Origin of the sequence: Glycomyces lechevalierae, from assembly GCF_027622945.1 — a bacterium.
In the GTDB taxonomy this organism is placed as follows: domain Bacteria; phylum Actinomycetota; class Actinomycetes; order Mycobacteriales; family Micromonosporaceae; genus Glycomyces; species Glycomyces rutgersensis.
This window is the reverse complement of record NZ_JAPZVQ010000014.1, coordinates 27,702-52,058: the sequence shown is the minus strand read 5'-3', so window position 1 is coordinate 52,058 and position 24,357 is coordinate 27,702. Positions and strand designations below refer to the sequence as shown.

General features: G+C 70.8%; 17 protein-coding genes. 6 read left to right on the top strand and 11 right to left on the bottom strand.

What is annotated here, in order from left to right:
- Window positions 1-46: 46 nt before the first annotated feature.
- From O2L01_RS19515 to O2L01_RS19495, 5 genes are all read right to left on the bottom strand, one after another.
- A complete protein-coding gene (locus O2L01_RS19515; RefSeq protein WP_270123693.1) occupies window positions 47-550 on the bottom strand; it encodes a hypothetical protein in 504 nt (167 codons plus the stop codon).
- Between the two features lie 45 nt (window positions 551-595).
- A complete protein-coding gene (locus tag O2L01_RS19510) occupies window positions 596-1,150 on the bottom strand; it encodes a hypothetical protein (RefSeq protein WP_270123692.1) in 555 nt (184 codons plus the stop codon).
- A 61-nt stretch (window positions 1,151-1,211) separates the two neighbouring features.
- On the bottom strand, window positions 1,212-1,589 hold the full coding sequence (locus tag O2L01_RS19505; RefSeq protein ID WP_270123690.1) for a hypothetical protein: 378 nt from the start codon (window positions 1,587-1,589) through the stop codon (window positions 1,212-1,214).
- 83 nt (window positions 1,590-1,672) lie between these two features.
- A complete protein-coding gene (locus tag O2L01_RS19500) occupies window positions 1,673-2,047 on the bottom strand; it encodes a hypothetical protein (protein WP_270123689.1) in 375 nt (124 codons plus the stop codon).
- A 205-nt stretch (window positions 2,048-2,252) separates the two neighbouring features.
- Window positions 2,253-3,263 carry a hypothetical protein gene (locus O2L01_RS19495; RefSeq protein WP_270123688.1) on the bottom strand — a complete coding sequence of 337 codons (1,011 nt, stop codon included), beginning with the start codon at window positions 3,261-3,263 and terminating at the stop codon, window positions 2,253-2,255.
- Window positions 3,264-3,562: 299 nt separating this feature from the next.
- Here O2L01_RS19495 and glnII point away from each other — a divergent pair, with 299 nt between their 5' ends.
- Window positions 3,563-4,582 carry a glutamine synthetase gene (glnII, locus tag O2L01_RS19490; RefSeq protein WP_270123687.1) on the top strand — a complete coding sequence of 340 codons (1,020 nt, stop codon included), beginning with the start codon at window positions 3,563-3,565 and terminating at the stop codon, window positions 4,580-4,582.
- A gap of 74 nt (window positions 4,583-4,656) precedes the next feature.
- Here glnII and O2L01_RS19485 read toward each other — a convergent pair whose 3' ends face one another.
- Complete coding sequence (locus O2L01_RS19485) at window positions 4,657-5,973, bottom strand: glycosyltransferase (RefSeq protein WP_270123686.1); 1,317 nt, start codon at window positions 5,971-5,973, stop codon at window positions 4,657-4,659.
- Window positions 5,970-9,161 (bottom strand): glycosyltransferase, encoded by a 3,192-nt coding sequence (locus O2L01_RS19480; RefSeq protein WP_270123685.1) that lies wholly within the window; start codon window positions 9,159-9,161, stop codon window positions 5,970-5,972. The genes O2L01_RS19485 and O2L01_RS19480 overlap by 4 nt, the downstream gene beginning before the upstream one ends.
- A gap of 275 nt (window positions 9,162-9,436) precedes the next feature.
- Between O2L01_RS19480 and O2L01_RS19475 the strand changes: the two genes are divergently transcribed.
- Window positions 9,437-10,990 carry a glycosyltransferase family 2 protein gene (locus O2L01_RS19475; protein WP_270123684.1) on the top strand — a complete coding sequence of 518 codons (1,554 nt, stop codon included), beginning with the start codon at window positions 9,437-9,439 and terminating at the stop codon, window positions 10,988-10,990.
- An 18-nt stretch (window positions 10,991-11,008) separates the two neighbouring features.
- Here the strand turns inward: O2L01_RS19475 and O2L01_RS19470 are convergent, their stop codons facing one another.
- Window positions 11,009-12,034, bottom strand: coding sequence for a glycosyltransferase (locus O2L01_RS19470; RefSeq protein ID WP_270123683.1), 1,026 nt, complete (start codon window positions 12,032-12,034; stop codon window positions 11,009-11,011).
- Between the two features lie 167 nt (window positions 12,035-12,201).
- Here O2L01_RS19470 and O2L01_RS19465 point away from each other — a divergent pair, with 167 nt between their 5' ends.
- From O2L01_RS19465 to O2L01_RS19450, 4 genes are all read left to right on the top strand, one after another.
- A complete protein-coding gene (locus tag O2L01_RS19465; protein ID WP_270123682.1) occupies window positions 12,202-12,795 on the top strand; it encodes a hypothetical protein in 594 nt (197 codons plus the stop codon).
- Window positions 12,796-13,011: 216 nt separating this feature from the next.
- A complete protein-coding gene (locus O2L01_RS19460; protein WP_270123681.1) occupies window positions 13,012-15,099 on the top strand; it encodes an acyltransferase family protein in 2,088 nt (695 codons plus the stop codon).
- A 162-nt stretch (window positions 15,100-15,261) separates the two neighbouring features.
- Complete coding sequence (locus O2L01_RS19455; RefSeq protein WP_270123680.1) at window positions 15,262-17,226, top strand: glycosyltransferase; 1,965 nt, start codon at window positions 15,262-15,264, stop codon at window positions 17,224-17,226.
- Between the two features lie 35 nt (window positions 17,227-17,261).
- The gene (locus tag O2L01_RS19450; protein WP_270123679.1) at window positions 17,262-18,914 is read left to right on the top strand and encodes a glycosyltransferase family 2 protein; all 1,653 of its coding nucleotides are present in this window, start codon (window positions 17,262-17,264) and stop codon (window positions 18,912-18,914) included.
- 50 nt (window positions 18,915-18,964) lie between these two features.
- Here the strand turns inward: O2L01_RS19450 and O2L01_RS19445 are convergent, their stop codons facing one another.
- The 3 genes from O2L01_RS19445 to O2L01_RS19435 form a co-directional block, all read right to left on the bottom strand.
- Window positions 18,965-19,561, bottom strand: a complete 597-nt coding sequence (locus tag O2L01_RS19445) for a hypothetical protein (protein WP_270123678.1) — start codon at window positions 19,559-19,561, stop codon at window positions 18,965-18,967.
- A 70-nt stretch (window positions 19,562-19,631) separates the two neighbouring features.
- A complete protein-coding gene (locus O2L01_RS19440; RefSeq protein WP_270123677.1) occupies window positions 19,632-21,968 on the bottom strand; it encodes an acyltransferase family protein in 2,337 nt (778 codons plus the stop codon).
- Between the two features lie 188 nt (window positions 21,969-22,156).
- Complete coding sequence (locus O2L01_RS19435) at window positions 22,157-24,253, bottom strand: acyltransferase family protein (RefSeq protein ID WP_270123675.1); 2,097 nt, start codon at window positions 24,251-24,253, stop codon at window positions 22,157-22,159.
- Window positions 24,254-24,357 lie beyond the last annotated feature (104 nt).

Genomic DNA, 24,357 nt, shown 5'->3' with positions numbered 1-24,357 from the left:
CGGAGCCAACAGGCTCCGGCCGCTTGGGTATGAAAGGCCCGACTGGTCAGCAGTCGGTCGCCTCACCGGTCTGCCCCACGGCGATGCCGCAGACGGACCAATCGAACGCTCCGGCGGTCTCCGCGTTCACCAGGGAGATCCCGCTTCCGGGTCCCACCGGCTCCTTCGGGCCCGGGATCGAGTTGTCGCACTCGGCCGGTGCCGCCGGGCTCGCCACGGCGATGCCGCAGACCTGCCACTTGGCGAAGTCCCGCAGATCGACGTTCGCGAGGGACGGCATGCCGTAGCCCCCAGGGGACTCCGGCACCTCCTGGCCGAGCGTCTCGGCCTCGCCCTCGGTGTCGCTGCCGAGCAGACTCTCGCACGCGGTGTCGGTGAGCGCGCCGGTCTCGCCGGTCTCGCACACCGCGGGCAGCATCGTCTCGTGCTCAGAGTCCACGGAGGCGACGGTCAGCCAGTCGGGCGTGGACGCCGAGGCGGCTCCGCCCGAGATCGCCGCCGCAGCGGCGGCGGCTACGGCCGAGGCCGCGACCATGGTGGTGTTTCGCATCTTCATCTACTTACCGCGCGACCAAGCCCGAGGAAGCCCAAGGACTTAGTAGTCGCCCTGGTCGTCGCCCTTGTCGGGCATGTCGCCGTCGTCGTGGATGTGGTCGGCGTTCAGGCACTGCTGGCCGAGCGACGGCGAGACGCCGACGTTCTGGCCGCAGATCTGCCAGTGGGCCGCGTCCGAAGCGTCGAGGTTGCCGAGCGTCACGTCGCCCGCCTGCACACCGGAGTCCGCACCGTCGCCGATGTGGTCGCGGTTGTCGCAGTCCTGGAAGTACGACTGGGTCAGCACGTTCTGGCCGCAGATCTGCCAGTGCGCCGCGTCCGAGGCGTCCACGTTCACGCCGGAGACGTCGCCCGCGTTCACGCCGGAGCTCGAGCCGTCGCCCATGTGGTCGGTGTTGTCGCAGTTCTGGTCGTACGACTGGGTCAGGATGTTCTGACCGCAGATCTGCCAGTGGGCCGCGTCCGAAGCGTCGATGTTGACGAGGCTGACCGCCCCGGCGTTGACGCCCGAGCTCTGCGCCATGGCGGGAGCGGCCGCACCGAGGACGGCGACACCGGCGGCGGCGAAGGCCGCGGCTGCGATGGTCTTGCGCATCGAGTGTGTTTCCTTTCGAGTTGGGAGGGGCGGGCCCGGCGGGCCCGCCCCGAAGACCGACCTACTGCGCCGTGTTGGGCATGTGGTCGTAGTTCAGGCACTGCTGGTCGAGCGACGGCGCGACGCCGACGTTCTGGCCGCAGATCTGCCAGTGGGCGGCGTCCGAGATGTCCAGGTTGCCCAGGGACGTGTCACCGGCGGTGACGCCCGACTGCGGCCCCTCGCCGATGTGGTCGCGGTTGTCGCAGACCTGGCCGAACGACTGGGTCAGCACGTTCTGGCCGCAGATCTGCCAGTGCGCGGCGCTCGAGGCGTCGACGTTCACGAGGCTGACCGGACCGGCAGTCACGCCCGAGTTCTCGGCCAGCGCCGGCGAAGCGGCGGCACCGATCGCGGCGATGCCGGCGGCGGCGGCGAGGACGTAGGTGGACTTGCGCATGAATTTCCCCCGTTTCGAAGTACTTTCTGGAACCGTCGGGCCGACCAAACGACCGGCCGACGGGGTCTTGACGACCGCAGTGGCTACTCGGCGGAAGCCGGCATGTGGTCGTAGTTCTTGCACATCTGGTCGAGCGACGGCGAGACGCCGACGTTCTGGCCGCAGATCTGCCAGTGGGCGGCGGACGCGGCGTCCAGGTTCGCGAGCGAGACCTCGCCGGCGTTGACGCCGGACTGCGGGCCCTCGCCGATGTGGTCGCGGTTGTCGCAGTCCTGGGCGAAGGACTGGGCGAGCACGTTCTGGCCGCAGATCTGCCAGTGGGCGGCGCTCGAGGCGTCGATGTTCACCAGGCTGACCGGCCCGGCGTCGACACCGGAGTTGTTGCCCGCCAGGGCGGGGGCGGCGGAGAGAGCGGCAGCGCCGGCGGCGACGGCGGCGACAGTGAGAACCTTGCGCATGAGTTGCGATTTCCTTCTGGGTTGTGCGCCCGGAGGTCCCGGGCGACTTGGATCGTCTTTCCCGCCCCGTTCGGAGGCGGGTGGTGCGACTGGCTTCCGCGCGTCGGAGCGCCGGAGGGTGTGGGATCGAGACCCCATGCACTGCAACCGGAGGGAGAGTTTGAAGGCGGACTTCAAGTTCCCCGCGCACCGACGCGCGGAGGCCCTAGTCTGGGGCGACGGACAGCTCGGCGGCGCGGTCCAACGGCCGCCCCAATTCCCCGATCACCGTGCGGGAGAGTGACACCTCTTCCCCCGCGGCGGACGGGGAGACGCAGACAGCGGTGTGGCCGCTGTCGACGCTGATACCAACGGTCGAGCCTGAGGCCCCACCGGGGATGATCTTCAGGTCAGGCAGTCCGGGGCCGTCGTACAGCCACGGTCTGGCCCAGGTGCGCGGCACGCCGCGCACGTCCTCGACGGTGGATCGGTCCGCCCTCCGCTCGTGTTCGGCGGAGCACTCGGCGGCGGCGGCCGGCCGGCCGCTTTCCGCTCCTTGGAGCGACGCCGCCACCTCATCGGAGACCTGCTGTGCTGCAAGCGAGGTGAAGCTCGGTTGTCCTGCGGCACCGACGGGGACGCTCCCGGGCGTCGTCCCGTCGTCGAGGCGCAGGCCATCGGTCACCAGTCGCGCCAGTACGTCGACCGGATCGGTCGAGGGCGCGACAGTCTCGTAGACACCGGGCACCGCGGGGGCCGGGCCGTCCGCAATGGAGGCCGTTCCCTTCACCAGGTTTCCCACCAGCGGTGCCACTACTTCAGCGGTGCGGTCTCCGACGGACTCGTCATCCAAGTCGAGTAGGCCAGGCACGGCATCGCCCTGCAACGCAGTGCGAACAGCCCCGTCCGTCTCGTCCACCAGGGATCCCACCGGCTCTTCCAGGCCCGACACCAGCCCCGAGACCTCCCCCTGCGCCGCCGGAGTCCGATGTCCCTGCTGGTTCTGCGGGACCAGTCGCGCGGCCAGGCGCGACATGTCGGACACCTCTGCGGAGAGGGGGTCGGTCATCGCGGCAAGGCCCTGCGATGGTGTGGAATCGTCTGATGCCCAAGCGGATGCGGCCATCGCGAAGGCCCCTAGAAGCAGGGAGCCGAATGCGGTGAGCGCGGCGCCGAGGAGGAATCGGAGCACGCTGGCGCGGCGAGTGACCTCGCTGCCTCCGGCGATGCGTCCCATCGTCTCCCCCGTCGTCCTGAACCTGAGCGCGAGCGTTCTCGCCGCTCGCAACTGTTAGAACGAAAAGGGACTGATCGGGGATACGGGGTGAAACAGATTTTATCCCCGAAAATAGGGTGAGCCGGACTCACAGCGTCTCATTGCTCACGCACAGCAGCGGTTAACAGACTGTTTACACGACTTCAACGAACGAGAAATTGCTTTTTGGGAGCGTGGCAGCACAGCTTCACGGCTCGCCTGCTCTGCGGCGCGGATCGAGCCAGGCTGGACCGCGTCACCGTTTGAAGGGCTCCTACCTGATGGCTATCAAGGCCGAGTACATCTGGATCGACGGCACCGAGCCGACGGCCAAGCTGCGTTCCAAGACCAAGATCCTCGACGAGGGCCAGGAGCCCCCGATCTGGGGCTTCGACGGCTCCAGCACCAACCAGGCCGAGGGCCACTCCTCCGACTGCGTGCTGCGCCCCGTCAAGGTCACCCCGGACCCCATCCGCGGCGGCGACTCGATCCTGGTCCTGTGCGAGGTCCTCGACACCGACTTCACCCCGCACCCGACCAACACCCGCGCCAAGACCGCCGAGCTCTCCGAGCAGTACGCCGGCCAGGAGTCCTGGTTCGGCATCGAGCAGGAGTACACCTTCATGGTGGGCTCGCGCCCGCTCGGCTTCCCCGAGGGCGGCTACCCGGCCCCCCAGGGCGGCTACTACTGCGGCGTCGGCGCCGACGAGATCTTCGGCCGCGAGATCGTCGAGAAGCACCTCGACAACTGCCTCGCCGCGGGCCTCCCGATCTCCGGCATCAACGCCGAGGTCATGCCCGGCCAGTGGGAGTTCCAGGTCGGCCCCGCGTCGGCCCTCGAGGTCTCCGACTCGCTGTGGCTCGCGCGCTGGCTGCTCTACCGCACCGCCGAGGACTTCAACGTCTCCGCCACCATCGACCCCAAGCCCGCCAAGGGCGACTGGAACGGCGCCGGCTGCCACACCAACTTCTCCACCAAGGCGATGCGCGAGGACTACGAGCCCATCATCGCCGCGTGCGAGGCCCTCGGCCAGGACGACAAGCCCGCCGAGCACATCGCCGTCTACGGCGACGGCATCGCGGACCGCCTCACCGGCGCCCACGAGACCGCCCACTACACCCAGTTCTCCTACGGCGTCTCCAACCGCGGCGCCTCGATCCGCATCCCGTGGCAGGTCGAGAAGGACAAGAAGGGCTACCTCGAGGACCGCCGCCCCAACGCGAACATGGACCCCTACCTGGTGACCGGCAAGATCGTCGACACCGTCTGCTCCGCCCTGGAGAAGAAGGGCCTCGTCTAGCCACGAGAGCCGAACGAGCTCAACGAGAAAGGGGCGCCGCGCAATCCGCGCGGCGCCCCTTTCGCAGTGCTGTCTCAGTGCCCGGCGGCCGGCACGCCCAGGGCCGCCACGCGGCGCAGGAGTGCGGCGTGCGAGAACCGCTCGTCCACGATCAGGTGCGCCCGCTCCACTTGCGCCGCATAGGCTTCGCGGTCGGCCATGAGGGCGCGCACGGTCGCGGCGACCTCGCCGGGCTCGCAGTACCGCGCCGCCGCACCGAACAAGGGCTCGAAGCGGGGGTCCATGACCACCGGCACGCCCGCGGCCATGGCCTCGAGTGGTGCCAGGCCGAAGGCCTCGCGGCCCTCCTCTGCGATGAAGTAGACGAAGACGTCGATGCCGTGCAGGAACTCGCGGGCGTCCATCGCGCCGAACGCGTGGACCGTCCAGTTCGCGGGGATGCTGCCGAGCCGTTCGGCGACAGTGCCGGCGCCGCCGAGCACGTGGACCTCGAAGTCATCGTCGGCGGGGTGGCATTCACGTAGGCGCTCAGGCGATTCGGGCCATTTGAGGGGGTGGTCCCGGGAGTGGCGCCCGATGCGGATGCGGCCGTCCGCCGGCCGTGGGGCGTCGCGCCGCCACAGGGCCGGGTCCAGGCATTCGGTCCAGTCCGCGGCGGCGAGGTCGGTCCGGGCGACCACGTCGGCGTGGTGGTCGAGCAGTGAGCGGCGGACCATGGGGCCCACCGGGAACCAGGTGTGCGGGCCGACCCAGGCGTTCAGGTTCGCGAGAACCCGCTCGGCGTCCCAGGCCTCCTCGACACCCCCTTCGGGGCCGTAGAACTTGAACGGGGTCTGGTTGACGATCAGCACGGTGCGGGCGGCGTCGATCGCCGGGAGGTCGTCTCGCAGTCGCAGCGCCACGGTCGGGAGCCGGACGATGAGCAAGGCGCACGCGACCGGGTCCCAGGCGTTCAGAAGCCGCACCGACGCTCCGTCGACCAGGCCCGCGATCTTGTCGTTCAGCGGCCGCGAGACGTCCCAGTGGAACACCGGGTGGTGCAACAGGCCGACCTTGAGGCCCGCCTCGCGGTAGGCCTTGATCTCTTCGGCGTTGGCCGTCGAATTGCCGCCCGGCAGCGCGAAGTGGGAGACGATGACGATGTCGAGGTCGACTCGTGCGGCCGAGGCGCGGCCGCGGCGGCGCCGCTCCTGCCAATCGAGCAGGGCCGCGCCCGCCTCGAGCCGCGTCGCGGCGGTCTCCTCGGGCGAGCCGAGCAGGCGGCGCAGCTCCGGCATCGCCTCGGTCGAGAACCCGTGCTCGAGCCGGCCGGTGAGCTTGCGCAGGGCTCGGCGGCGGCTCCCGGGAATCGGGCCGAGCGGCGGGACGCGGTGCTCTCCCACGGCCGTCACCGCAGGTCCGCCGCGGTCGGGACACGGACGCCGAGGGTCGCGACCCGGTCCAGCAGCGCATCGTACGAGTAGCGCCGCTCGACGCGGTCGACGGCGCGCGCCGACTGCGCGGCGTACAGCTCCGGGTCGTCCATGAGCTCCCTCACGCGGGCCTCGACCTCCTCGGGTTCGCAGTAGACCGCGCCGTCGCCGAACAGCGGCTCGAAACTGCGCGGCAGCACGCAGGGCAGCCCCACCGCCATCGCCTCGAGCGGGGTTCGGCCGAACGCCTCCTCGCTGGAGTCGGCGATGAAGAACACGAGCACGTCCATGCGATGCAGGAAGTCCCTGGGCTGCACCGACCCGAACGGAAGCACCGTCCAGTTCTCGGGCAGCCGCCGCAGGAGTGCCTTGGCGGCGTTCGCGCCGCCGAGCACGTGGACCTCGAAGTCTTCCGAACCCGGGTAGCAGGCCAGGATCTGCTCGGGGGTCTCCGGCCACTTGTGGGCGTGGTCGCGGGTGTGGCGGCCGATGCGGATCGGGCCCGCCCCCGGGCGGCGGCCCTCGCGGCGCCACTGCGCGGCGTCGAGCACCGCGTACCAGTAGTCCGGCGAGAGGTCGATGCCTTCGATCTCCTCGGCGTGGTCGTGCAGCAGGGCCTCGCGGACCACCGGGCCCTGCGGGTACCAGGTGTGCTCGCCGAGCCAGTCCGTGAGATTGCGGTGCACGCTGCGCACGTCCCAGGTGAGGCGGCGGCCGAGCTTCGGACCGTAGTAGTGCCACGGGGTCTGGTTGACCACGAGGACCGTCCGGCGGGGCCGCAGGTCCGGCAGGTCGTCCATGGGCCGCATCATGATCCGCGGGAACCGCACGATCGCCAGGTCGCAGTCGACCCGGTCATGAGCGGTGATCCACTCGACGCCGTCGTCCTCGAGCAGTCGCTGGATCTTGTCGTTGACCGGCCGCACCAGCGGCCAGTCGTAGATCGGGTAGTGCAGCAGGCCCACCTTGAGACCCGCTCGCCGGAACGCCTGGATCTCCTCCGCATTGGAGGAGGAGGAGCCGCCGGGCAGGTGGAAGTTGGAGACGATCACGACGTCGAGCTCGAGGTGGCGCCGCTCGGCGCGGTCGTCGGCCTCGTGCCAGTCGACCAGGGCCTCCATCGCCGCGATCCGCAGCGCCGGGAGCTCCGCTTCCGAGCGGGCGAGCCCGCCCAGATGGGCTCTGGCCTCTGCGGACCAGCCGACGTTGAGGCGGTCGGTCCACAGTGCCAGCGACCGGCGCTGCTCGGCGGTGGGGACGCCGAGCAGGTCCTGCTCGGTCGGGCGGACGCGGGCGCGCAGCACCCGCAGTTTCCCGGCGGCCTTGCCGAGGCCGCGCCGCAGCGCGGCCTTCTTGCCGCGCAAGAGCTTGCGCGGCAGGCGCTTGAGGCGTCCGGCGAGCGAGCGGGCGCGGCCGGCGGCGGCGCGGGCGGGCGAGGTGCGCCCGACCGGCGCCTTCGGTTCTTCCGCGGCGGGCGGCATGACGTCGATCGGCCCGATCCCGGCGTCGGGGAAGTCGAACGCGACGGCGGCGGCGATCGCCTCGTCGGCGGCCAGCGCCCCTTCAGCACGGATCTCGCGCAGGTCGACCCATTCGGCGCCTGCGGCGGCGGCCCGGCGGACCGCCGCGTTCCCGACTGGCACGTACCGGTCGGCGATCGCGGTCCAGCTCTCGTAGTGGGCGATCGCGACCTTCACGCCGGCGGCGGCGTCGTCTTCGAGGAGGGCGAGCATCGCCCGCTGCTGCGGCCCGTCATAGCGCCAGTCGCCGATGTAGACGCGGTCGGCCACAGTGGTGCGCTTCGCGCCCAAGAGCGGGCCGGGTGCGGGGAAGGGCCGGTCGAGGGCGGCGTCGGCCAGATACGGCTTGGCGCGTTTGGACTGGATCTGGCGGTGCCAGTGGTGGAACCCCGCCTCGTAGGCGGCGCGCAGCGGGTGCATCCAGCCTTCGCCCACTTCACCGCCGGAGAGGGAGGTGGGGCTCTGGCGGACCACGGTGTGCTTGGCCTCCAAGCGGACCCAGCGGCGGGCACCGAAGGTCTTCTGGAGGCGCAGGCGGAACTCGGTGTCGGCGCCTTTGCGCGTGACGTCGAAGTAGCCGAGCTTTTCGCGTACCGGCCTGGTGCGGAAGAGGATCGGGGTGGAGAAGAGCTTGGCGAGGCTCTGAGCGGGGCCGGTGAACAGGCGGAGGTCGCCGGTGGCGCGGATGCCGATGCTCGCGGCCATGACGGCGCCGGCGTCGGCGAGCAGCGGCGCGGCGAGCGTTTCGAGCCAGCGCGGGTGGGCCCAGTCGTCGGAGTCGAGTCCGGCGGTGAACTCGCCCTCGGCTTTGGCGAGGGCGCGGTTGCGGGCGCGGTAGGTGCCGCCGTTGGCGCTCTGGGCGAGGAGGGTGACGCGCCCGTCGAGCGCGGCGGCCTGACGCAGGATCGGGTCGTGGTCGGGACCGGAGGCGTCGTCGACGAGGAGGAGTTCCCAGTTGCGCCAGGACTGGTCCATCAAGGACCGGACGGCGGTGATGAGCTCGGGTCCGGGCCGGTGGGAGGTCATGACGACCGAGATGAGCGGACCGTCCACAGTGCCGGGGACGCCCGGTGCGGCGCGGAGCCGGTCGAGGAGGGGGAGCGCAGCGTCGTCGTCGGCGAGCACGACGTCGTCCCAGTCTGCGAAGCGGCGGAACGCGGTGAACCAGGCCTGCTCGTCACCGCGTGCGGCTTCGGCGGCGTAGGCGGCGGCGTGGTCTTCGGGGGCCGACTCGAGGAGTCTCGCGACGCGATCGTCCTGCTCCAGGAAGCCGGTGTCTTGCGAAGCGGCCTTCCAGACGGCGAGTCGGAAGTGGAGGGCCCGGTGCAGGTCGGGTCCCCCGGAAGGGTCGAGTTCACGCGCCCGGTCGTAGAGGGCGAGTGCCAGTGCGGTGTCGTCGTCGGCGAGGGGCCGCTGGGCGAGGGCGCGGGCGAGCTCGCGGAGGGCGTCGGGCCGGGTGCCGGCGAGCGCGGCGGCGGGGTCGGAGGCGCCGTCGGCCGCCCGGGAGGCGAGGATCGACCGGCCCAGGAGCGAGCCGCCCCGGATCGCGCTGCCGGCGATCGCGGGCAGCGCGGCGTCCGCCAGCGCAGTGCCGAAGAGGTGCTCGGGAGGCTGGGCGGAGGACCGGGAGCGGGAGTTCGTGGTCATTGTTCCTATGCAGGGGGATGGTCCCACCGTTGGACGTGGCGGCGGTGGCGGCGGTGTCGCGGAGGCGGGTGCCGGGGTCCCGGCGGGATCGTCCGGGACCGCTTCATCGTCCCAACCGATGACACGCGCCAGGGGCCCTCGCGGTGGCACCTGCGTGCCTCGCGCCGCCCCCGCAGAAGACCATAGCCGAGGTCAGCAACCGACTGCCGCGGGTTCACGCGCACGTACCCTCGCGCACAGGGGCGGACCAGGACCGGAAGTAAACTCTGCTCATCATGGAGAACCCGACCCCGCCGCTGCGCGCCTTCCGGAACGACAGCGGCTCGCTCACCCCCGCGCGCCTCGGCGAATGGACCCCCACGAAACGGGTCTCGGTCGTCGTGCCCGCGTTCGGAGGCCAGGACAAGCTCGACCTGGTGCTCGCCTCCCTGGCGGCGCAGACGTACCCGGCGGACCTGCTCGAGGCGGTCGTCGTCGACGACGGCAGCGAGCCGCCGCTGCGGCTGCCCGACGTGCGCCCCGCCGCGACGCGGATCGTGCCGAACCGGCCGGGCCGGTGGGGCATCGCCGCCGCCGTGGACGCCGGGGTCGCCGCCGCGGAAGGTGAGCTCATCGTGCGGTTGGACTCGGATGTGGTCGCGGGGGCGCACCATGTCGAGGCGCACGCGCGCTGGCACGAGTTCGGCGACTACTTCGCGGTGATCGGGAAGCTCGCCTTCGTCGACATCGATCTCGGCGCCGACCCGCTCGATCCCGGGCGGGTGCGCGAGGCGGTCGGGGCGGGTCGGGTCGCGAATTTGTTCGCGGGCCGCGACGTGAGCGAGGACTGGGAGGTCGCGCTCGTCAAGGAGTCCGGCGGCGTGGTGGAGGACCCGGTGCGGGCGTTCACGATCGCGAACGGGGCGACCATCTCCTTCACCCGCGCCATGTACGACGACTGCGGCGGCACGGACGCCACGATGCCCCTCGGCAGCGACACGGACCTGGGCTACCGGATGGCCCAGCAGGGGGCGTTCTTCACGGCCGACGCCGAAGCGACGGCATGGCACCTCGGGATGTCGCAGATGAAGGCCCGCCGCGAGGAGGGCAAGCGGTACCGTCGACCGTTCGCGGCCAACCGCATCCCGTCGCTACGGCATCTGCGCGCCGAGGCGGGACGGGCCTGGGAGACCCCGTACGTGCGCGTCGTGGTCGACGCCGACGGCGCTCGGCTGGAGCCGGTCCGCGCCACGGTGAACGCGGTGCTCTCCGGGGCGCCCGCCGACATCGAGGTGGTCCTGACCGGGCCGTGGGCGTCGCTCACCGAGGAACGTGTCGCGCCGCTGGAGGACCCGCTCCTGAACCTGCGGCTCATCCGCGAGACCTTCCGCGGCGACGCGCGGGTCCGGTTCCTGGAGAGGACGCCTGCGACGGTCGCTCCGGTGCCGTTCCAGTTGACCCTGGCCCCCGGTGCGGTCCCGCGCCCCGACGGCGTCGAGGGCCTGGTCCGGTTCGCGGACGAGCGGCGTCTCGGGCGGGTCGAGACCGCCGTGCCCAGCCGCGTCGGTCCGCTGCGGGTGCGGCTGGACCGCACCGCCGCGCTGGCTCGCGCCGAGCGTCTGCGCGAGCCGGGGGAAGACCTGGACGCGGTGCTGGATGCGGTGTGGGGTGTCGGCCGGGCCGAGCCGGGCGCGTGGTTCCTGACCGAGGACTCGAAGGCCGAGGCGCGCCGCCGCGAGATCGCGGACCTCAAGGCGGCCTTGGCACGTCTCGAGGGCGCGACGCCTGCACCGGTGCAGCGGTCGCTGCCGCGACGGGCCGCGGGCAGGTTGCGCCGGCTGTTCGGCTGAGTCCTGGGCGACCCGGTCCTAGGCGACCCAGGCGCGGGCGAGTTCCTTGCGCCGGTCGTGGAGTTCCCGGTGCTTCGCCTGCAGTGCCGGGCCCGTCGGCTCCTTCCGCAGCTCCGCCCGGACGCCTTTGATGGCGCGGTCGACGCGCTTGCCTTCGTCGACGAGTTCGAGGTGGTGCTCCACGAGCGCGGGCTCCTCGATGGAGCGCAGCCGCCCGGCTTCGGTGACGCCGAAGGAGCGGAGCGCCTCGTCGTCGATCTCGTGGGCGCCGGGGTTCGCGATGGTGCCGTCCCGCAAACCTTTCCCGGTGCGCAGCAGCACGAGCGAGGTCGCCGTGGTGGCGTAGAGCCACCAGCGGGTGTCGCCGCCGAGGTGCTGCACGGAGCCGTCCCGCTCGACCACCCAGTCGGGGAGGCGCCGGTGGTTCTTGCCGTAGACCGAGGTGAACTCGGCCGCGGCCTCGAGCAGGGAGGTGCCGATCGAGTGGCTGTGGTGGTAGGCGCGGAACCCCTGGCCGGTCGCGGGCACCCACTGGTACCCGGACGTCGCGGTGATCGCCGCGGGCAGTGAGCTGCCGCTTTCGAGGAGGCCACGTGCGGCCCGCTGGATCTCGCCGAACAGGTCGGAGCGGACGGCGTCGTCGTTGTCGATCCGGGTGGTCAGCACATATGGGGCGCCTTGCGCCGCAGCGGTTTCAGCGCACCAGCGCTGGAACCGCGGTTCGAAGTCGTCGAGCAGCTCGAGTTCGAGCAGCCGCAGGTAGGGCCGGGTCGCGGCGAGGCCGTCGAGGCGCTCGCGGAATTGCTGCGGCATGTCGCGGTCGACGCCGAGCACCCACACGAAGTCCTTCTCGGTCTGGGCGTCGAGCGAGGGCAGTGCGAGCGTCTCGAACAACTGCCAGCGGTATTCGAGCCACTGCTCGTTGAACACTCCGATCTCGAACCTGCTGGCCGCAACGTGCAGGAAGCCATTCGAGCGGCCGGAACCGGCGCTGTCGCGGGCGGCGCTGCCGCGCGATCGGGAAAAGAGGGTGCGAATGCCCATGATGCGCTCTTCTCAAGGGGAATCGGTGCCGAGGCGGGTCCACATCGTACCGACTCTCCGCCGCAGCGTCCCCCTCCGGCCGAGACCCGCCGATCGAGACGAACCGTCGGTCGAGGGCCCGAATCGGCGCACTTCGATGCGTGCACGGTCCATGGCAGACTGTCTGAATGACCAATGTCTTCGTACTCTGCACTGGTCGTTGCGGATCGGTGACCTTCGCCCGAGCCTGTGAGCACCTCGACAACTTCAGCGTCGGGCACGAATCGCGGGCCAGGCTCGTCGGTTCGGACCGGCTCGACTTCCCCGACGACCACATCGAAGTCGACAACCGGCTCTCCTGGTTCCTGGGTCGGCTCGCCGAACGGTACGACCACCGCGCGACAAAGTACGTGCACCTCCTCCGAGACCCGGAAGCGGTGGCCCAGTCGCATCTGGCCCGCTGGGACTCCCCGTTCAAGGCCTCGTCGATCAGGAGCTACGGCCATGGGATCGTCATGGGCGTCCAGGACTGGCCGCTCGAACGGCGCATCGAGGTCTGCCGCGACTATGTCGCCACAGTCACAGCAAACATCGAGGAGTTCCTCCGCGACCGCGAGTCCATGACGGTGCACCTTGAGACCGCGCAGACCGACTTCCCGAAGGTCCTCGAATGGATCGGCGCCGAAGGCGACCTCGACGGGGCCGTGGCCGAATGGGACATCGCGCACAACGCGTCCTCTCCCGAGGACACCGGCGTCGCCGACCCGGGCATCACTTCCTAAGCCACCTCTACCAGCAACAACACCGCACCATCGCCTGCACTGATATTCTCGCCTCGCGACGACCGACGGCCGCCTCTCCTCCGGCGCACCTGCTTCGCCGCAACGCTCTCCCCGCCGCAGACCCGATCCCCAGCGGGCCCGCCACCTCCATTGCAGAAAGCCCGACACTCCCCGATGACCCGATACGACGCCCCATCCCGCGGTGTGGACGAGACGATGCAGCTCAGCATCGTGCGAGACGCCGCTTCTCCGGCTGCGGCAACAGAGCGCGGCGGCCCGCCGCGGCGTCAGCGACCGGAGCCGCAGCATCGAGCGTTCCGCCCTGAGCTGCAGGGCCTCCGCGCCGTCGCCGTCCTCCTCGTCGCCGTCTACCACATCTGGTTCGGCCGCGTCTCCGGCGGCGTCGACGTGTTCCTCCTGTTCACCGGCTTCTTGATCACCGGTTCCCTCCTGCGTTCCATCGAGCGGAAGGGCCGGATCGAACCTCTCCGGTTCCTCGCCCGGCTGGCCCACCGTCTGCTGCCCACGGTCGCCGTGGTCCTCGTAGGCGTCCTCGTGGCCGCCTACCTGTGGATGCCGCCGTCCCGCTGGGCCGAGATCCTGAAGGAATCGTTCGCGTCGGCGCTTTACTACGAAAACTGGCTGCTGGCGGAGAAATCGGTCGATTATCTGACCCGCGACCAGGGCACGAGTCCACTCCAGCATTTCTGGTCGCTCTCGATCCAAGGGCAGTTCTACTTCGTGTGGCTGGCCCTCATGGGCTTGGTGCTGCTGGCGGTGCGCCGGTTCGGCGCCGACCCGAAGTGGCTGGTCTTCACCGCATGCTCGATGGTGTTCACGGGTTCGCTCACGTACTCGGTCCTCCAGACCGCCGCGAACCAGCCCTGGGCCTATTTCGACACCGGGGCCAGGCTGTGGGAATTCGCCTTCGGCGGCATGCTCGCCGTCGTACTGCCGTACCTCAACCCCTCCGTCCGTGTCCGGATCGTCCTCGGCTGGGGCGGCCTGATCGCTCTGTTCGCCTGCGGGGCGCTCTTCAACGTCTCCGCGATGTTCCCCGGGTACATCGCGTTCTGGCCGCTGTTGGCCGCCACCGCGATCATGATCGCGGGCCAGACCGGTTCGCCCGTGTCCGTCGACCGTCTCCTCACGGCGAAACCGCTGACCGTGGTCGGCGACTGGTCCTACGCGCTGTACCTCTGGCACTGGCCGGTGCTGCTCATGTACCTTCAGGTCGCCGAACGCGACCACGCTTCCTGGCGCGGCGGTGCGTACGTCCTACTCGCCTCGCTCGCGCTCGCCGCCGCGACCACATGGATCGTGCAGCAGAAGATCGCGAACCTCCCGAGGTTCAAGACCAGCCCCGCATGGGCGTTCGCGCTCGCGGTCCTGTTCCTCGCGCCGGTGGTGACCGGCACCTACGTTGCGTACCAGCGCGTCCTGGAGCGGGACGCCGGCCTCGCCGGCGCTGCCGAGGAAGCCGCGCAGGACACCGACGTCTATCCTGGCGCGGCGGTCCTCACCGACGAGGAGCTGGCCGCCTCGCTCCCCGAGGCCGAGTTCATCCCGCCGCTGACCGACGAACTCGACCTGCCCGCCCTGTACGACCAGGGCTGCGATGCCCAGATGGACGGCCCCGACGCGATCGTCTGCGAGTTCGGCGACCTCGCCAGCGATCAGACGGTGCTCCTCGTCGGAGCCTCCCGAATCGCCCACTGGGTGCCGGCCTTCGAATCCGCATCGGAGGAGCACGGGTGGCACCTGGTGTCCATCACCAAGGACGGGTGCCAGTTCACCACCGACACCCCTTACGACGACGAGGGCAACGTCAACGACTCCTGCATTTCTTGGAACGAGCAGGCCGCCGCCGAGATCGAACGGATCAAGCCGGACCTCGTCGTGACGCTCGCCTCCCGGTCGTTCGCCGAGAGCGAGAGCGTCTACGACGGGTTCGCCGAGCGCTGGCGCCAACTCGACGAGCAGGGCATCCAGGTCCTCGCGCTGCGCGACATCCCGCGCCTCGAGGAGAACCTCCCCGAATGCATGGAACTGCACGGCCCTGAAGGCTGCGTCACCCCGGTCGACTTCAGCCAGGTCGAACCACCGCCGGAGGAGCGCTACGAGGACCTCCCCGGCAACGTGGTGTTCGACGACCTCACGCCGTACATCTGCCCGGACGGCGAATGCCCGGCCGTGATCGGCAACGTCCGCACGTACCGCGACCACTCCCACCTCACCGCCACGTACTCGGCGACGATGGGGCCGTTCGCCGGCGAGGCGGTGCTGGAGGCCACCGGGTGGTGACGTGCCCGTGCACCTCGCTACCGGCAGTTACCATGTTCCTATACGGACCTCCCCGCGCCGCCTTCCCGCTCGGAGGGCGGCACGGGGCCGCCGGCCCCGCATCAGGGCCCGCAGGCGACACCCGACCCGCCGCGGCGCCCGACACCATCCGAAAGCGACCATGTGATCAGCGACCCTCCGTTCAGCACGCGCCTGCGTGCGCTGCTGCAGCACGCCCCCTCCTTCGTCGGCGTCATCGGGTTCGACGACGGCACCGCATCGTTGGCGCCGTTCACCCCTGACCCAGCGGTCCTCTGCACACTGGCATCGCTCCCCGGAGCTCCGCTCGGCGACGACGCCGTACGGCAACTCCCTGGCCCCGCAATCTTGATCGCCCGCACCCTTACCGACCTCGTACGCGCGCGGCACTACGCCGCACACCTGCCCTCGGCCCGCCACCTCTACATCGAGGTCACCGCGATGGCGGAGACGAGCCGGCCCACCTCGATCACGCTGCCGCCCACCCGACCCTGGCAGACCATGACCGAGCAGCGCATCAGGCGGGACCGGTCCGGCCGCTGGTCCATCGAGACGATCCTCGACCAGCCCGCGGACCTTGCCTCGCTGGTCCGCGCCTGCGGCGGCCGCCGCACACCCCTGGCACGGCAGCAGGCGCCCCGCGTCGGCCTGGTCGGCGAGGCCGCAGTGCAGTGGGGGGCCGGAACCTGGGGCCGCGTCCTCGCCCCGCTCAGTGAAGACTCGGAACTCGACGCCTATCCGAGCGCCGACATCGTCCTGCATTCGATACCCGCGGCGGCCGTCCCAGACTGGGACGGCCACGCCCGCCTCGTCGAAGTGCCGGCGCCGCACTCGCGCCCTGGCGCGGTCTTCCCCCACCCCCGCGAGCCCGTCCACGAGGACCCCGACCCTCGCCACCTCCCCCCGGTCGACGAATCGACGGTCAACCCGATCGGATTCCGCTGGGACGCGACCGCCGACGACGCGGTACTGGCCTATGACGGCCGCGGATGGCGTGTGCACTCGACGACCGCCGGCGCGTTCTCCCTTCCTTCGTCCGGCGCGGTGACCGATACCGACATCGAACGCTGCCGCGGCCTCCGCTCTGTCGCCGTCGACTGGAACTCCCACCCGGGCACCGTCGCCGGGGCCGCCGCCGTCGCCGGGCTGGCCGCCGCCGGCGTCCCGCTCGTCACCCACGGCAGGACTCCCGAGTGGGCGAAGGCGGTCGGCGACGATCTCCTCGACCGCATCGACCGGTACGACGCCACCGATCTCGAGGACCCGCTGCTGCGGGAGCTGCACAGCGTCCGGCTGCGCCGGTCCGCGCTCGCCGCACACGGCGCCTCCTCCCGTCGAACGCCAGGCCTCCCCGCCGACCCGACCGGCCCCGAAACGGTCTCGGTGATCCTCTGCACCCGGCGCCAGACCTTCCTGAAAGCCGCGTTCGCGCAGATCGACGCGCAGCGCCACGACCACGTCGAGCTCGTCCTCGTGCTCCACGGCATCGCCGCGAGCGACCCCGAAGTGCGCAGCGCCACAGCGGAACTGAAGGTACCCCTGACGATCGTCGAAGTGCCCTCCTCGGCCCCGTTCGGCACCGCGCTCAACGCGGGGCTCGCCGCCGCCGGCGGAAAGTACGTCACCAAGTTCGACGACGACGACTGGTACGGGCCCCACCACGTGCCCGACCTGCTGCTCGCCGCGCGCTACTCGGGCGCCGACCTGGTCGGAACCCAACCCGAGTTCGTGCACCTGGAAGCGTTGGACCTGACCATCCACAAGCGACCCGGACGCAGCGAGCGGTTCGCCGTGCACGTCTCGGGCGCGACCATGCTCCTGCGCCGCGACGACCTGATCGAGCTCGGCGGGTACCGGCCCCTGCGCACCAGCGAGGACCGCGGGCTCCTCCAGGACGTGCAGCACCGGGGCGGCAGCGTCTACTGCACACACGGTTTCAATTTCCTCGTCTCACGCCGGACCCAGGGGCACACCTGGATCGCCCCGCCCGCATCATTCCTGCGCAACAACGACCGGCAATGGCACGGCACCGACCTCGGCCCCGCCATCGCCGCTGACACGCTCGAAGAGCACCTGCACGCCCAGAAAGGCACGGTCGCCCCGCGATGAACCAACCGGTCCCCGCCCCAGCACCTCAGCGACGCGTGAAGCGCAACCGCTACGACAGCCTGCGGGCCCCCGAATGCGGCCGCTGGACGCCCGAGCTGACGGTCTCCGTCGTGGTGCCGGCCTACGGCGCCCAACACGAACTGGACGTCACGCTCGCGGCCCTCGCCGCCCAGACGTACCCGCCGCACCTCCTCGACGTCATCGTGGTCGACGACGGCAGCGAGCCGCCGCTCCGGATGCCCGAGCTGCGCCCTGAGCGCACCCGGTTCATCGGCAACCACGAAGGCGCATGGGGCGTCGCCAGCGCCGTCGACGCAGGCATCGCGACGGCCGAGGGCCCGATCATCCTCAGGCTCGACTCCGACATCCTGCCCGACCGCACCCACGTCGAGGCGCACGCCCGGTGGCACCACACCGCGGACTACTGCGTGGTCATCGGCAATCTCGGCTTCGTCGAGATCGACGCGGACGACCTCGACCTGGAGCAGGTGCGCGCCGCCGTCGAGGCCGACACCGTCGAGACCTTGTTCGGCGACCGCGGGACCGGCCAGAGCTGGGAGGTGGCGCTGCTCGAGCGCTCCGACAGGCTGCTCGATGACGAACTGCGCGCCTACACCGTCACCAACGGCGCCACGATCTCGTTCACCAAGGCCCTGTACGACCGCTCCGGTGGCATGGACACCGACCTGAAACTCGGCAGCGACACCGAACTGGGCTACCGGCAGGCGCAGGCGGGCGCGGTGTTCATCCCCGACGCGGGCGCCCGCGCATGGCACCTCGGGTTGTCGCAGCTGCAGTCGCGGCGCGACGAAGGCAAGCGGTACCGGCAGCCGTTCGTCGCGAACCGGGTCCCGACCCTGCGCCATCTGCGCACCCACCCGGGGATCGCATGGACCGTCCCGTATGTGGAGGTCGTGATCGACGCGAGCGAGGTCTCGTTCGAGATGGCCACGGCCTCTGCGGCATCCGTGCTGGCCGACAACGCTGAGGCCCGCGTGGCGCTGGTCGGGCCGTGGTCGACGCTGAAGGACGGGCGGGTGCGGCCTTTGGACGACCCACAGCTCGACCTGCGGCTCATCCGCGAGGTCTTCTCCGGCGACCCCCGTGTCTCCTATGTGGAGTCAGTGGCGGCGACGGCGGCGCCGGCGCCGTTCCGACTCACCCTCGCCCCGGGCACGGTGCTGCGACCGAACGGGCTCGGAGAGGTGCTGGCGCTGGCCGACAGGGAGCGGGTCGGACGGGTCAAGTGCCTCTCCGCCGCGCAACAGGGCGAGCGGCCCTGCGCGGTCCTGGATCGCACCGCCGCGCTGGCCCGGGCACTGCAGACCCGACGGCCCGACGAGGACTTGGACACCGCTGTCGAGGAGTCCTGGGGCCTGTGGTGGGCGGACGGCACGGCATGGTTCGCGGACTGGGAGGAGCCGGTCGAGGCGCCTTCGCAACTGCTGCATCGGGTCGGCTCACTCGAGGCCTCGATCAAGCGGCTCGAAGCCAAAGAGGACGAGCTGCGCCGGCGTGTGAGCCGGTGGAACAAGACGGGCAACGCGGCGCGCAACGAAGCGAAGGACTGGGAGCGGGCTGCGCGCGACTGGCAGCAGGCCGCGGACGAATGGCGCCGGTACGACGGCGGGAAGAAGTCGTTCGCGCAGCGGGCCAAGGGCCGCCTGCGCCGGATGCTGGGCGAGTGAGTTCCGCGGCCGACGGCCCAGCGCCGTCGGCCGCGAACTGCCGGCGGACGCTACCAGTCTTCGGGGAACGCCAAGGTCTGGGTGAGCTCCATGCATGCGGTGCGGATGTCCTCGAAGTGGTACCGCCACTGGCAGGTGATCTGCACGACCCGGTTGCCGGAGAACACGTAGTAGTTGTTCTGCTTGATGAGCGGGCGCTCGGCGTCGCCGTCGTCGACAGGGAACTCCGTGTAGCGCTGCAGGCCGTCCTGACGGTGCACGAGGGCCGGGTAGTGAGTGTTGTCCTCACTGGTGAACCCGCGCGTCTCGTCGTAGGCGAGCACAACGTCCACCTGCGCGTCGTAGTCGGCGGTCGAAGTCTTCGCGTCGATCACGTAGCTGGTCACGATGAGGCGGTCGCTGGTGAACTCATCGCCGGTCAGCCCGAAGGACTGGGTGACGGCGTTCTCCGCGAGCAGGTCGGTCCGCTCCTCGCCCTCGACGAGTGCGAACCCAGTGGGCGCGGCGGCCTCGACGGCCGCCGGCTCGTCCCACACCTGGGTCGAGGGCGATTCCGCGGACTCGGGCGGGTCGCCGCCGTCGCCCTGGCCGGTACATCCGGCGAGCAGCAGAGCCGCTGCGCCGATGAGTGGCACGACTTTCCTCATGATGTTCCTTTCAAACCGATACGGCGCTCGAACGCCGCCCGGGGGATGCGGGGGCGGGCGTCCCGTGCCGTCACGGGTCGGGGAGCGCGGCTTCGAGGAGGCTCTCCAGCGTGACGGCGTAGTGGGTGGTCATATGGTGGGCGTCCCTGTAGACCAGGATATCGCTGACGATCACGGGGCAGGTCCCCTGAGTACAGAACCACGGGAGCGGGTCGATCACCACCGCCCCCGCTTCCTCCTGCAACTCGATGGCGGCGGCGCGGCGGTCGGGCAGCTTGATCCCCTCGGACTCGGCGATGTTGCACTCCTGCAACTCGTCCAGGTGCATCGAGATGCACTCCGGAACCGGTTCCTCGGACCAAGGCGTGTCTGCGATGGCGACAACCTGCGCGCCCGCCTCGCCGATCCGGTCGAGGGTCGTCTGCCATCCGTCCAGCCACGCCTGCGTCTTGTCGTCCACGCCGACCAGGCTCGACGTCTCCGCTGAGCCGAGGATCACCATTTCCGGCGCGGTCTCGTCGATCTCGTCGAGGACGTTGCCGCGCCAGTCGTCGCACTGCTCGTAGTACTCGCCGGTTTCCTGGTCCTCGACCGACACCGACACGGGCGTGCAGGCGCTCTTCGTGCGCGCGACCAGCCGCCACCCCCGGTCCTCCATGATCCGGTCAAGCGCCGGGAACCATTGGGCCGCATGCGAGTCGCCGAACAGCATGGCCGTCTTCGCGCCTTCCGGGTCGCCGTACACGCAGCCGTCGGGCAGCGCGGACTCGACCTTGCGCAGGTGGCAGTCATTGTCGTAGATCGCGGGCTGGTCACTCGCGACGTCGATGAGGGAGGGTGTGAGGTCTTCGGGGACCGAGCTGAGGCTCAGGGCCGCGGTGAGGTCCGTTTCGAGGGAACTGAGATCCGAGGCCTGCTCGAGTTCGCTCGGGTCGGCCGACTCCCCCACCGGGTTCCGCGGGAAGGCGACCGTGAGGGTCACGATCATGGCGATGCCTACAACCGAGCAGGCCACACCGACGGCGAGGCCCCACAGGTTGCTGGCCTTCAGGGGGCGCGCGTTGCGGACCGGCTCCTCGATGTACTGGTACGTGAACTGCGCCAAGGCGATCGCGCCGAGGAGGAGGACGACGTTGAGCAGGATCGAGGGCTCCGCGCCGACGGCGAGGGGCAGCAGGATGAGGATCGGCCAGTGCCAGAGGTAGAGGCTGTATGAGATCTTGCCGACGAACTGGAACGGGCCGGTGCTCAGCAGCCTGCCGACAGGGTGGCCCGTGGCGCCCGTGCCGGCGACGATGAGGAGCATGGTGCCGATGACGGGCAGCATGGCGGTGTAGCCGGGGAACGGGGTGCCGCCGTCGTAGAGGAAGCCCGCGGCGAGCACCATGGCGAGGCCGCCGATGCCGAGGATCCAGGCGACGGCCTTCGGGGTCTTCTTCCACGTGGGCAAGGAGAGCGCGAGGATCGCGCCCGCTGCGAGCTCCCAGGCGCGGGTGTGCGCCGCGTAGTACGCGGTCGGCGGCGACTGCTGGGTGACGAGCACCGAGAGCACCAGCGAGATCGCGAGGACGGCCGCACTGGCGGCGACGCCCGCTCCGACGAACTTCCGCGGGGACCGGCCCGCCAGGAACATCAGTCCGATGAGGAGCAGCGGCCAGACGAGGTAGAACTGCTCTTCGACCGCCAGGGACCAGAACTGCTGGAACGGGGAGGGCATCTGGTCCGCGTTGAGGTACTCGGTCTGCTCCGACACGAACCGGTAGTTCACGACGTACACGATGACCGTGAACGCGTCCTGCATGACCGCTTCGAGGCGGGTGACGGGGAACCACAGCCAGGCGCCGACGACGGTGGCGATCGTGACGATGCTCGCGGCGGGCAGAATGCGGCGGGCGCGGCGCGCGTAGAACCCGGCGAGGGAGATCCGGCCGGTGTCGAAGACCTCCTTCACCAGCAGCGAGGTGATGAGGAAGCCCGAGAGGACGAAGAACACGTCGACGCCGACGTAGCCGCCTGCGGCGAAGCCGAATCCGGCGTGCGAGAGGAGCACCAGGACGACCGCGACGGCCCGCAGCCCTTGGATGTCGGGGCGGAAGCCGACCCCTTCCCAGTGGACGGGGACGCGCGCGGGAGCGGGGGCGGCGGGTCTCGGGTGGCCGCCGACGCCGGCCTGCGAGGGCGCGGGCGGGGGCGCTTGGAAGGCGGGCCGCTGCGGGTAAGGACTCGGCGCGGTGCGCTGCGGCGCGCCGGCGGCGGGCATGCCGGCCACGGGGCCTTTCGACGGCGCTCCGGTCTGCGGGGCGGCCATGCTGCCCACCGTGGTCGTCGGCAGGTGGAGGGTCTCCTCGTTGACCCCGGGCCCCGGGGCGGCGCTGTGCGGTGGCCTTGGGGTCTGGGGCGAGGTCATGGTGCAGGGTCTCCGTCTAGGGGTGCCGGGGCGCGTCGGGTCGCCCCATCCTAGGCGCTTTGATCCGGCGTGCGGAGCAGTGTGGGCCTGCTCGGCGTTCCGGGCACACCTGTTGCGGAGCCGCGGCTCTCATCCTACCGATATCGCACCCGAGGCACTGTCCTGCTTGGGCCCCAAGGGCGTCGTCCTCAGGAGAGGTCGGGGAGGGCCGCGCCGAGGACGTCGGTGAGGTAGAGCGAGTAGGGGGTGCTGATGTGGTGCTTGTCGCGGTAGACGGCGATGCCGTCGACGATGAGGGGGCAGCGATCGTCGATGCAGAACCAGGGTTCGGTGTCGATGACCTGGGCGTCCGTGGCCTCTTGGGCGGCGCGTCCGGCCTCGCGGAATTCCAGGTGGTTCAAGGCGTACGGGTTCTCGTCGAGGCAGCGGGAGGCGTCGTCCTGGTGGAGGGCGAGGCAGTCGGGGGCGGCTTCGCCGGTGGCCCAAGGGGTGTCGGTGAGGACGGCGGTGTGGGCGGCGGCGGCGGTGGTGCGGTCGAGGGTGGCGGTCCAGCCGTCGGCCCAGGCCTGGGCGGGGTCGTCGGCGCCGATGATGCCGTAGTTGTCGGTGCTGCCGTAGACGACGAGGTCGGGCTTGAGCTCGTCGATCTCGTCGGCGACGTGCTGCTTCCACTCCCAGCATTCGGTGTACTCGCCGTCGGTGCGGGTGCTGCCGACGTGGACGAGGGCGGAGGTGCAGGAGCTCTTGGTGCGGTCGAGGAGTTTCCAGCCCTCGCGTTCGGCGAGCGCTTCGAGGGCCGGGAACCATTGGGCGGCATGGGAGTCGCCGGCGAGGACGACGAGGGTGTCGGCGTCGGGGTCGCCGTACACGCAGCCGTCGGGGAGGTCGGTCTGCTCGTATTCGAGGTGGCAGCCGTCGGGGTAGACGACGGGCATGTCGTCCGCGATGTCCGCGAGGGGCGGGGCGATGTCGGCGGGGACGGTGTCGGTCTCGAGGCCGGCTTGGAGGGCGGCGGTGAGGTCGGATGCGGCGACCGGCGCGATGGCGCCGCCGGCGCCGTCGCGTTCGGCTTTGGGGAACACATGGACGAGCGTCAGGACGAGGGCGGCCGAGAGGAGCGCGCAGGCGAGGCCGGCCGCGATGCCGGCGGTGCTGCTCGTCTTGAGCGGCTTCCAGTTCCGTGCGGGCTCTTCGATCCACGCGTAGCTGAGCTGGGCGATGCCGACCGTGGCGACGAGGAGGACGAGGTTGAGCCGCAGTGTGGGCTCGACGTCGAGGGCGAGCGGGGCGAGGACGAGGACCGGCCAGTGCCAGAGGTAGAGGCTGTAGGAGATCTTGCCGAAGAACTGGAACGGGCCGGTGCCGAGCAGCCCCGAGACGGGGTTGCGGCCGGGCGGTGAGCCGGCGGCGATCACGGCCATGGTGCCGAGGACCGGCGCGAGGGCCGCGTACCCGGGGAACGGGGTCGTCTCGGTGTAGAGCAGCCCGGAGGCGAGGATCGCGGCGAGGCCGCCGATGCCGAGGAGCCACGCGAGGGCCTGCGGGAGCCGTTTGAGCTGGGGCAGGATCAGCGCGAGGAACGCGCCGGCCGCGAGTTCCCAAGCGCGCGTGTGGGCCGCGTAGTACGCGGTGGCCTGGGACTGGGCGGTGACGAGCACCGAGAGGGCGAGGGTCGCGGCGACGATCGCGGCCGAGAACACGATGCCCGCGGCGACGAGGCGGCGCGGGCTGCGGCGGACGCAGAGGAGCAGGGCGAGCAGCAGGAGCGGCCACACGACGTAGAACTGCTCTTCGACGGCCAGGGACCAGAACTGCTGGAACGGGGAGGGCATCTGGTCGGCGTTGAGGTACTCCGACTGCTCGGCCACGAACCGGTAGTTGACGTAGTAGGCGATGACCGCGAGGGCGTCCTGGAGCACCGCGTCGAGGCGGGTCACCGGGAAGAACAGCCAGGCCCCGGCGGCGGTCGCGACCGTGACGGCGCTCGCGGCGGGCAGGATGCGGCGGGCGCGGCGGGCGTAGAACCCGGCGATGGAGATCCGGCCGGTGTCGAAGACCTCCTTGACGAGCAGGGAGGTGATGAGGAACCCGGAGAGCACGAAGAAGACGTCGACGCCGACGTACCCGCCCGCGGTGTGCGGGAGCCCGGCGTGGGAGGCGAGGACGAGGCCGACGGCGATCGCGCGCAGGCCCTGGACGTCGGGCCTGAACCCCATGCCGTCCCAGCGGGGCCGCGGTGCGGAGGCGCCGGCGGTGACGCGCGGGAGCAGGAGCGTGTCGCTCATGGGGCGCGTTCTCCATCGGGTCTCGGGGCCGGATCCGCGGCAATCGTACCGAAGGCGAGGAAAAGTCCTGACGTTGCGGCGGGGACGCGGACGGCCCCGGTCTG